The sequence below is a fragment of the Candidatus Margulisiibacteriota bacterium genome (assembly GCA_041650635.1).
Lineage (GTDB): Bacteria > Margulisbacteria > WOR-1 > JAKLHX01 > JBAZKV01 > JBAZKV01.
Genome location: JBAZKV010000034.1, coordinates 1 through 10,851, shown reverse-complemented (window position 1 = coordinate 10,851; position 10,851 = coordinate 1). Strand labels below are relative to the sequence as shown.

Here is a 10,851-nt window from a genome sequence, read left to right as displayed (position 1 = left end):
GAAAGATAGCAGTGCTTGATTAGGGTCAAGGGGCAAGGGTCAAGCCGGAAAACCGTCTACTATACCCTTGACCCTACACCCTTGGCTGCCTTTGCTAAACAGCCTATTGACAAGCTCGTTCCGCGGATGTAAAATAAAAGTGTTCTGAAAAAGGACTGACCTCGCAGAATTTCCAAAGTTTTTGGAAGCGGAGGATATTTGTGCGCGGGGGATTTTTGTCTTTGATAAAGAAGGAATGTGAGCCAGATTTATGAGAGAAATTATCACACTGTCGTGCGGGACCTGCAAACGGAAGAACTACGCCTCCACCAGGAACAAAAAACCGGGCTCGGAAAAATTAAACATTAAGAAGTATTGTCCGTCGTGCAGAAAAAGAACTTTGCACAAGGAAGAGAAATGAGGCTGCCATCTAGTCCTTGTCCTTGTTATTGTCCTACGAGCGAAAAAGGACAAGGACAAGGACAAGGAGCCTCGCTCGCGCGAGTCTAGGTGGGTAGCTCAACTGGCAGAGCAGCGGTCTCCAAAACCGCAGGTTGCAGGTTCGATTCCTGTCCCACCTGTGTGGAAATAGAATGAACAAGATAAAAGAGATAGCGGAAGCGGTAAAAAAGTACTTAAAGGAGACCGAGGCGGAAGCAAAGAAAGTCGTCTGGCCGGACCGAAGGTATATTACCACTGCGACCGTGATAATACTTGTGATAGTGGCTCTGTCGGCGGTCTTTATAACTCTGGTCGATGTTTCGTTCGTCAAGATCTTTAAATTTTTGACCGACAATATAAATGTAAGGTTGTGATCATGGAAGAGAATTTGGCCGAAGCAAAAACAGAGAATACGGAAGCTCCCGAGCAGGAGGCTCAGGCTCCAGAGGCTCCGATAGCCCCTGAACAGGTTCCCGTGCAGGAGGCTGCTGCCCCTGCCGAAGAAGAGGCCCGGGTCGAAGCTCCGGCAGCTCAAGCGCAGGAGCCCGAAGCCGAGCCTAAGGCTGCCGAAGTTGAGGCTCCGGCGGCCGAAACGCCTGTTACTGAAGAGCCTAAACCGGTGCAGGAGCCAAAGTGGTATATAGTGCAGACCCTTACTGGGATGGAGGACAGGGTAAAGGCCAAAATAGAAAATGAGATAGAAACCCGCGGCTGGAGCGGCAAAGTGTTCAGGGTGCTTGTTCCGGAAGAAGAGACGGTGGAAGTTAAGGGCGACAAAAGGGTGGTCCGCAAAAGAAAAATGTACCCGGGCTACGTTTTTGTTGAGATGATCATGGACGAGGAAGTGTGGTTCGAGATAAGGCAGACGCAGGGAGTGGCAAGGTTCATAGGCGGAAAGACCCATCCGGTGCCAGTTACTGACAGGGAAATGCAAAGGGTGCTTAAACAGATAGGCATTAAGGAAAAAGAGATCACGGTTGAGTTCGAAGTTGGTGAGCCGATCAGGATAATCAGCGGCTCATTCAGGGGATATACGGGTTCGGTTTCAGAAATAAACGCGGGCAAATCAAAATTGAAGGTAATGATAAACATCTTTGGAAGGGACACTTCGGTCGAGGTCGACTTTGACCGGGTGGAAAAAATAATATAACAATGGCAAAAGCTCTTAAGACAAAGGTAAAACTCCAGATACAGGCGGGCAAAGCCAATCCGGCGCCTCCGATAGGCCCTGCCCTGGGGCAGCACGGCGTCAACATTATGGAGTTTTGCAAGGCCTACAATGCCCAGACCCAGGACAAAGGGGACATGACCATCCCTGTGGAGATATCCATATATGAGGACAGGTCTTTTACTTTTGTCCTGAAAACGCCGCCTGCTTCGACGCTGCTTACAAAAGCGGCAGGGGTGGAAAAAGGTTCCGGAGAGCCCAACAGGAACAAGGTCGGGTCCGTAACAAAAAAACAGGTCGAGGAGATAGCGCAGATCAAACTGCCTGACCTCAATGCAAGGGACATAAAAGCTGCCAGCAGGATAATCGAGGGGACGGCAAGAAATATGGGAATCGAGATAAAAGGATGAAAACAGGAAAGAAATACGCCGAAAAAGCAAAGCTTGTTGACAGGAACGCCCTATACATTATAGAAGAAGCAGTCGAGCTCCTCAAAAAGACCGCCCCGGCAAAATTTGACGAGACCATAGACCTTTCTATAAGGCTGGGGATAGACCCCAAAAAGACCGACCAGAATGTGAGGGGGACTGTGGCTCTTCCCGGAGGGACCGGCAAAAAAGTGACCCTTGCCGTTCTGGCAAAGGGTGAAAAGTATAAAGAGGCCCAGGAGGCGGGGGCCGACCATGTTGGAATGGATGACCTTGTGGAAAAAATAATGGGCGGCTGGACTGAATTTGACCTTCTTCTTGCTACCCCGGATGTTATGGCCTCCGTAGGCAAGCTCGGCAAAGTCCTCGGTAAAAAAGGCCTTATGCCAAATCCAAAGGCCGGTACCGTTACTAATGATATTTCAAAGGCTGTCAAAGATTTTAAGGCGGGCAAAGTGGAGTTCAAACCCGACAAATCCGCCGTCATTCACCTTGGCATCGGCAAGGTGTCTTTTGACGCAAAAGCCATAGCCTCAAATATCATGGCTGTGCTTGAGGGGGTTAACAAGGCCAGGCCCAGTGCCTTTAAAGGGCTGTATTTTAAGTCGGCCTACATCTCTTCTACAATGGGGCCGTCGATAAAACTTAATGTTCAAAAAGCGCTTAAGAACGCGCAGGAGGCTGACTGATCATGATCAAGGAAGCAAAAAAGGCGGTAAAGGAGCCCAGGCCTGAAAAAGTCTCTGCAGTGGCCGAGATCAAGGAAAGCATAAGTAAAAGCAGTATCATTGTTTTTACGGACCACAACGCCCTTACCGTGGCGCAGATGACCAAACTGCGCAACGAGCTCTGGAAAGAAAAGGCGGTCTACAAGGTCGTAAAGAACACCTTGGCGGAACGCTCCTTTGAGGGCGATAATCTTGAAAAGATCCGCCCGATACTTGCGGGACCGACATCTGTTATTTTTGGCTACGGAGATCCGATAAGCCCGGCAAAAGTCCTTTCAAAATTCCTTAAAGAGAATGAAAAACCGGCCGTTAAAGGCGCCGTCATGGAAGGCAGGTTTGTCGATGCCTCGATGGTCAAAAAGATCGCGGCCCTTCCCGGAAGGGAAACACTGATCGCAATGGCCCTTGCTGGCATGAAGAGCCCGATAAGCGGTTTTGTTAATGTGTTGTCAGGGCCCGTGAGAAAGCTGGTCTACACGCTTGATGCTATTTCAAAAAAGAAGGGAGGCTGAGTTAAGTGGCTAATTTAGAAGAGATGATGACTACGATCGAAGGGATGACGGTGCTGGAGCTTTCCGAGCTGGTCAAAAAGCTGGAAGAAAAGTTCGGCGTAACGGCAGCGGCTCCGGTGGCGGTGATGGGAGCGGCGGCAGCGGCAGGCCCGGCCGAAGAAGCCAAGGACGAGGTTGATGTTATCCTTACCTCCGTAGGGGACAAGAAGATCCAGATCCTGAAGGTAGTAAGGGAGCTGACGGGTCTCGGGCTCAAGGAGGCAAAGGACATAGTTGACACCGTGCCGAAGCCGGTAAAGACCAAGATCAAGAAGGCCGAAGCGGAAGAGATCAAGAAAAAGCTCGAAGAGCAGGGAGGCGCAGTTGAAATCAAGTAAAAAAAGGATAAATCCTTACCCTAGGTCCGTAAAAAAACTTAAGCCGCCGGATTTTTTGGAGATGCAGAAAAGCTCCTTTCAGGACTTTTTGGACAGGGGGCTCAAGGAGGAATTAAAGAATATTTCTCCCATAAAGGGCCATGGCGGAAAGTATGAGCTGGAATTTACGGGCGCCTATAAACTTGAAAAGCCTAAATACAGCCTGGAGGACTGCCTTATCAGGGAGGTCACATATTGCGCCCCCCTTAAGGTTACCGCAAGGCTCCTGGACAAGGAGACCGGCGAGGTAAAATCCCAGGAAGTATTTATCGGGGACCTTCCTCTGATGACGGAAAGCGCCACCTTTGTGATAAACGGGGCGGAAAGGGTCGTTGTCAGCCAGATGGTCCGCTCTTCGGGCGTCTATTTCCGCGGGAGCAAGCATTCGGAGCGCGCCGGCAAAATGACCTATTATGCCACTATCGTGCCCGACAGAGGTTCCTGGCTTGAGATAGAAAGCGATGCCCAGAATGTTATCCACGCCAGGATAAACAGGACGCGCAAAATACCGATAACCAAGCTTTTATGCGCTATCGGCTGCACAGAAAAAGAGATAAACTCGGCGCTGTGCGATAACGAGTTCAGGAGAAAGACGCTCAAAGAAGCGCCGATAATGCCAAAAGAAGAAGCGCTTCTCGACATCTATAAAAAACTGCGGCCCGGCGATCCCATTACGGCGGAAGGCGCGCAGACCTACCTCAACAACCTTTTCTTCAGCGCCAAGAGGTATGACCTCGGCAGGGTAGGCAGGTACAAGATGAACAAGAGGCTGGGCATAGATGTAGCTGAAAGCAAGAGGACCATAACCAAGGACGATATACTGGGCATAGTAAGGACCCTGATCAAGATCAATCTGGGAGAGGGCATGCCGGACGACATCGACCATCTAGGCAACAGAAGGATCAGGTCGGTGGGAGAGCTTTTGCAGAGACAGTTCAGGGTGGGGCTTGTCCGTGTGGAGCGCCTTATCCGCGAGCAGATGGTCATAAAAAGCGGAGAAAAACTGGTCCCCTCGCAGCTGATAAACATCAGGCCGATAGTGGCGGTTTTCCGTGAGTTCTTCGGTTCGTCCCAGCTGTCCCAGTTCATGGACCAGACCAACCCGCTTTCGGAATTGACGCACAAAAGAAGGCTCAGCGCTCTTGGACCTGGAGGTCTTACCAGGGAAAGGGCCGGCTTTGAGGTCAGGGACATCCATCCTTCCCATTACGGCAGGGTCTGTCCTATCGAGACTCCTGAAGGCCCCAATGCGGGTATTATTTCTTCCCTTTCCACCTATGCGAGAGTGAATGAGTACGGCTTTATAGAGACACCCTATTTTAAGGTAGTCAACGGAAAATTGACCGACAAGATAGAGTACATGACGGCAGATATAGAAGACTACTATAAAATAGGGCCGTGCGATGTTCGGAAAGATGATCACGGAAAGATACTGGACAGCAAAGTTCCCGCAAGGTTCAAGCGGGAATTTGTGGTGGTGCCGTCGGAAGACCTGGATTATATTGGAGTTGCCCCGGAACAGGTCATAGGCATAACCACTGCGCTGATACCTTTCCTTGAACATGACGATGCTAACAGGGCTCTGATGGGTGCCAACATGCAAAGGCAGTCGGTTCCTCTGCTGTGTCCGGAGGCTCCCTTTGTGGGTACCGGGCTAGAAGAACAGACGGCGCTTGACTCAAAGATCCCTCTGGTGTGCGATTCTTCAGGCTCCGTGACAAAAGTGACTTCTACCGAGATCTCTATTAAGAACGATTCAGGAAAGACCGAGACTTACTCGCTAAAGAAATTTCAGAGGAGCAACCAGAACACCTGCCTGCACCAGCGCCCGATAGTTGAGGCGGGGCAAAAGGTGAAAAAGGGACAGGTGATAGCGGACGGCTCTACCACTGACGGAGGAGAGATAGCTCTTGGCAGGAACATCCTGGTGGCCTTTATGCCCTGGGAAGGATACAACTATGAAGACTCTATCCTTGTGAGCGAAAGGCTTGTAAGGGACGATGTTCTGACCTCTATACATATAGAGAGGCTTGAGGTGGATGTCAGGACCACCAAACTCGGCATGGAGGAGATAACTAGAGAGATCCCGAATGTAAGCGAGGACGCTTTGAGGAACCTTGATGAACGCGGAGTGATCCTTGTTGGGGCCGAGGTCAAGCCGGGCGACATTCTGGTGGGCAAGGTAACTCCCAAGGGAGAGACCGAGCTTCCTGCCGAAGAAAAACTTTTAAGGGCGATCTTCGGCGACAAAGCCAGGGATATGAGGGACACCTCGCTCAAAGTTCCGCCGGGAGAGGTCGGGAAAGTGATCTCGGTCAAGACCTTTTCAAGGGAGAACGGCGACGAGCTTCCTCCCGGAGTTCACGAGATAATAAGGGTCTACATAGCGCAGTCAAGAAAGCTCTCGATCGGCGACAAACTTGCCGGGCGCCATGGGAATAAAGGCGTTGTGTCCAGGGTCCTTCCGATGGAAGACATGCCGTACCTTCCGGACGGAACTCCAGTTGATATAGTGCTGAACCCTCTGGGCGTTCCGTCAAGAATGAACGTGGGCCAGATATATGAACTCCTCCTCGGAGAGGCGGCAAGGCACCTTGGATGCAATTACGAGGTCCCGATATTCTATGAGACTTTTGAAGAAGACGCTTCGATAAAGCCCATAGAAAAAGAACTGGAGCGGGCGGCTCTTGAAACAGGCAGCGGCTGGCTTACCAAGACCGGCAAAGTGGAGCTGCGGGACGGCAGGACCGGCAAGACCTTTGACCGGGCGGTCGTTTGCGGCACCATGTACATAATGAAGCTCATCCATCTTGTTGACGACAAAATGCACGCAAGGTCTACAGGACCTTATTCCCTTATTACGCAGCAGCCTCTCGGCGGAAAGGCGCAGTTCGGCGGACAGAGGTTCGGCGAAATGGAGGTTTGGGCGCTGGAAGCCTACGGCGCGGCGCACTGCCTGCAGGAGCTGCTGACGATAAAGTCGGACGATGTCGGCGGAAGGGCAAAAGTTTACGAGTCCATTATAAAGGGGCGGCCGATGTCAAAACCGGGTACGCCTGAATCCTTCAAAGTGCTTGTAAAAGAACTCAGGAGCCTCGGGCTTGACCTCAAGCTCATCACAAAAGAAGGCAAAGAGATAAATCTTGACGAAGACAGCAAGCAGGTGCAGCAATCCAGGCGCGGCAGAGGATTTTTTGGCGGATCATCCTTGTCAAAAGAGAGGGAAAAATGACCGAAAAGATACATCGTCCGGAAGGCGCATGGTTCGACTATCTTAAGATAGGGCTTGTCTCTACCGAAAGGATACTTTCTTGGTCATACGGAGAGGTCGAGAAGCCGGAAACCATCAATTACAGGACCTTTAAGCCCGAAAGAAAAGGGCTGTTCTGCGAAAAGATCTTTGGCCCGGTCAAAGACTGGGAATGCCACTGCGGCAGATACCGCAGGGTCAGATATAGGGGCATCATCTGCGAAAGATGCGGAGTTGAGGTCACCACTTCAAGGGTCCGCAGGGAAAGAATGGGGCACATAAGGCTCTGCGTGCCTGTTTCCCATGTCTGGTTCCTGCGCGGCATCCCGGGCTATGTGGGACTGCTTCTTGACATAACCAACAAGGACCTAGAAGAGGTCATTTACTATGATTCCTATGTCGTGACGGAGATATCTGACTCTCTCAAGACAAAACTGTCCGTAGGTGATGTGCTCAAAGAGAACGAATATCAGGACCTAAAGGAAAAATACGGCAGCGCGCTCAAGGCCGAGACCGGAGCCAAGCCCATAAGAGAGCTTCTTGCTCAGATAGACCTTTCCGCTCTGGTCAAGACCCTCAGGAAAGACCTGAAAGGATCCGCAGGACAAAAGAGGATAAAGATAATCAAGAGGCTGCGCACCGCCGAAAACTTCCTTAAATCCGGAAACAGGCCGGAATGGATGATACTTGAAGTTATCCCGGTAATGCCTCCGGACCTTAGACCAATGGTACAGCTGGAAGGCGGCCGTTTTGCCACCTCGGACCTGAACGACCTTTACAGAAGGGTACTTAACAGGAACAACCGGCTCAAAAAGATGATCGCTATGGGCGCTCCCGAGATGATCATCCGCAACGAAAAGAGGATGCTGCAGGAAGCAGTGGATGTTCTTATCGACAACGGCAGAAGAAAGAGGGCGGTTACCGGAACAACTGGAAGGCCTCTCAAGTCCCTTACGGACATCATAGAAGGCAAACAGGGCAGGTTCAGGCAGAACCTGCTTGGAAAGCGCGCCGATTATTCAGGAAGGTCGGTTATCGTGGTGGGCCCGTCCCTAAAGATGCACCAGTGCGGTCTTCCCAAGGAGATGGCGCTTGAGCTCTTCAAACCTTTTGTTATACGCAAACTGGTGGAAAAAGGCCTGTCCCAAAATGTTAAGAGCGCAAAGAGGCAGCTGGAAAGAAAAGATATAGTTGTCTGGGATATTCTTGAAGAGGTCATAAAGGGCCATGTTGTAATGCTTAACAGGGCGCCCACGCTCCATAGGCTGGGCATCCAGGCCTTTGAGCCGATACTTGTAGAAGGTAAAGCTATCCAGATACATCCTCTGGTCTGCACCGCTTTTAACGCCGACTTTGACGGCGACCAGATGGCCGTGCATGTTCCTTTGCTGACCGAAGCGCAGGTAGAAGCCAAGGTCCTGATGCTGTCCGCCAACAACCTGCTTTCGCCGGCGTCCGGCAGGCCTATAGTTACTCCTACTCAGGATATCATCCTGGGCACATATTATATGACCTTTATTGACGAGAACCAGCCAAGGGGCGCAGGGATGATTTTTGCTTCCGAGGATGAGGCGATGATCGCACATGATACTGAGATCATCCATCTTCACGCAAAGATCAAGGTAAGGATGGATGGGGAGCTTATCGAAACTACGGTCGGAAGGATCAAATTCAACCACACGATGAGAAGGGCGATCAAGAGGCAGCTGCCGGAGGCAGAGCTCAACTACCGCAACGAGAATTTTGACAAAAAAAAGGTGGAGCAGTTCGTTAAGGAGTGCTATGTTAAGTATGGTTCTGCCGTTACGGCGCAGATAGCCGACGAGATCAAACGCCTTGGCTTTAAATACGCCACTCTTGCGGGTATTTCTATAGGTCTGGACGATCTTGTCATTCCCAAAGAAAAGCGCCAGATAGTATCAAGGGCCGAGGCCGAAGTGGAACAGCTCGAAAAGATGGAAAAGAGCGGTACCATCTCTGCTAAGGAGCAGTTCATAAAAGCTCTGGATATCTGGAGCGAAGTTACCTCCAGTGTCACGCAGGCGCTCCTGAACGAGTTCGACAAGCTCAATTCCGTTTATCTTATGTCTATCTCCGGAGCAAGAGGCTCTCTTGACCAGGTAAGACAGCTTTCCGGCATAAGGGGCCTAATGGCGGACCCGTCCGGCAACATCATCTCAATTCCTATCAAGACCAACTTTAAAGAAGGCCTTAGCGTGACCGAGTACTTTATCTCCTGCTACGGAGCAAGAAAGGGTCTTGTGGATACCGCTCTCAGGACGGCTGATTCCGGTTATCTTACACGAAGGCTGGTGGATGTTACTCAGGATGTCATGATAATAGAGGATGATTGCGGCGCCAAGAAAGGCCTCGTGATCACTCCGATAAAAGAAGGCTATGAAGAGATAGTCCCGATATCCGCGAGGATAGTGTCAAGAGTTGCCGCAAAGAGAATAAGCGATCCTATAACGAACAAGGTGATAATTGAGGCGGGGGAGGAGATCGAGGAAGAATCGGCAAAACAGATCTCGGATGCCGGGATAGAATCGGTGGAGGTCCGCTCCCCGCTCACCTGCAAGTGCAAGAGAGGCATCTGTAAAGCCTGCTACGGCAAGAACCTGTCTACCGGACTCCTCATAAACACCGGAGAGGCGGTTGGAGTGATAGCCGCCCAGTCTATCGGCGAGCCCGGAACTCAGCTGACAATGAGAACGTTCCACACCGGAGGCGTTGCTCTGCACAAGACCGCAAAGATAGGCATCAAGGCCAAACATCCGGGCAAGGTCAAATGGGGCGAGGAGCTCGAGGTAAAATCTTTTGCGGATGACCACGGCGTCAAGGTCAACCTTGTGACCAGGGAGTCAAAGGTTACTGTAAAGGCAAAAGAAAGGGAAGAGGAATATCCGATACCTGTCGGCTCGGTGATGAAGCTTACCGACGGCAGCCATGCTTCTGCCGGAAGCGTGATAGCCGAATACGATCCTACCTATGATTATATAATCTCCACCTCAGAAGGCAGGATAAGGGTCATTGATATAGATACATTTGAGAGAAAGAAGAAGGCCGGGGAAAAAGCGATCGCGGAAACGGTCACAAAGAACGACGGGATGGTCTTTGTCTACAACCCCAAGATGATAAAAGAGTACGAGATACCAAAAGGCGTCAAGCCTTTTGTCAAGTTCGGGGACCCGGTCAAACTTGGCACCGAACTTGCGGCTAATGTCCTTTCCAGAACGCCGGGCGCCGTTATAGACATAGAGGACAAGGCAAAACATCACAATGTCATAATCGCCCCGGGCGAATACTACCAGATACCTTCGGGCTCCAGGATGTTCTTTGCGGACGGCCAGGACCTTAAGGCCTACGAAGTGATCGCCAAGGTTGAGAGCGTGCGCAGAGATCCCAGCAAGACAAGAGATATCATTCAGGGTCTGCCGCGCGTGGAAGAGTTGTTCGAAGGAAGGCGTCCCAAAGATACAGTTATCCTTTCCGAGATGGACGGAGAGGTCAACATTATAGATGCAGAAGGCGCAAGGCAGATAGTGATACATGGCGGGAAGAGCGAAAAACTGGAATATGTCGTTCCTTACGAGACGAGGTTAAGGGTGGCAAAAGGCGACCATGTGCGCAAGGGCGCCCCTCTTACATTCGGCACAATAAATCCGCACGATGTCCTCAGGATAGAAGGGGTAGAGGCGGCACAAAAGCATCTTGTCAACGAGATCCAAAAGATCTACAGGGCGCAGGGCGTTACCATCCACGACAAGCACATAGAGGTCGTGGTTCGCCAGATGACCAAAAAGATCAGGATCGTAGAGTCAGGAGATACCATGCTGCTTCCGGGAGAACTCAAGGATAAAGCCGACTTTGAAGCTATCTGCGAGGATGTAAAGGGCGAAAAACCCACGGCACAGCAGGTGCTGCTCGGC

General features: G+C 51.1%; 9 protein-coding genes and 1 tRNA gene. All 10 read left to right on the top strand.

All coding sequences use genetic code 11. The features are described 5' to 3' along the window. Positions 1-250: 250 nt before the first annotated feature. Complete coding sequence (rpmG, locus tag WC490_07785; GenBank protein MFA5098500.1) at positions 251-400, top strand: 50S ribosomal protein L33; 150 nt, start codon at positions 251-253, stop codon at positions 398-400. Between the two features lie 87 nt (positions 401-487). Then, positions 488-560, top strand: a tRNA-Trp gene (locus WC490_07780). Positions 561-572: 12 nt separating this feature from the next. Further along, the gene (gene secE, locus WC490_07775; protein ID MFA5098499.1) at positions 573-794 is read left to right on the top strand and encodes a preprotein translocase subunit SecE; all 222 of its coding nucleotides are present in this window, start codon (positions 573-575) and stop codon (positions 792-794) included. Positions 795-796: 2 nt separating this feature from the next. Beyond that, positions 797-1,570: a transcription termination/antitermination protein NusG gene (gene nusG / locus WC490_07770; GenBank protein ID MFA5098498.1), complete on the top strand. Its 774-nt coding sequence runs from the start codon at positions 797-799 to the stop codon at positions 1,568-1,570. A 2-nt stretch (positions 1,571-1,572) separates the two neighbouring features. Next, positions 1,573-1,998, top strand: a complete 426-nt coding sequence (gene rplK, locus WC490_07765) for a 50S ribosomal protein L11 (protein ID MFA5098497.1) — start codon at positions 1,573-1,575, stop codon at positions 1,996-1,998. Then, complete coding sequence (gene rplA / locus WC490_07760; protein MFA5098496.1) at positions 1,995-2,705, top strand: 50S ribosomal protein L1; 711 nt, start codon at positions 1,995-1,997, stop codon at positions 2,703-2,705. The genes rplK and rplA overlap by 4 nt, the downstream gene beginning before the upstream one ends. A gap of 2 nt (positions 2,706-2,707) precedes the next feature. Then, a complete protein-coding gene (rplJ, locus tag WC490_07755; protein MFA5098495.1) occupies positions 2,708-3,256 on the top strand; it encodes a 50S ribosomal protein L10 in 549 nt (182 codons plus the stop codon). A 5-nt stretch (positions 3,257-3,261) separates the two neighbouring features. Continuing rightward, on the top strand, positions 3,262-3,633 hold the full coding sequence (gene rplL / locus WC490_07750; protein ID MFA5098494.1) for a 50S ribosomal protein L7/L12: 372 nt from the start codon (positions 3,262-3,264) through the stop codon (positions 3,631-3,633). Then, entirely contained in the window at positions 3,620-6,904 is a 3,285-nt protein-coding gene (gene rpoB, locus WC490_07745; protein ID MFA5098493.1) for a DNA-directed RNA polymerase subunit beta, read from the top strand. The genes rplL and rpoB overlap by 14 nt, the downstream gene beginning before the upstream one ends. Next, the coding region (gene rpoC, locus WC490_07740) for a DNA-directed RNA polymerase subunit beta' (GenBank protein ID MFA5098492.1) at positions 6,901-10,851 on the top strand (3,951 nt) is incomplete at its 3' end. The genes rpoB and rpoC, both read left to right, overlap by 4 nt.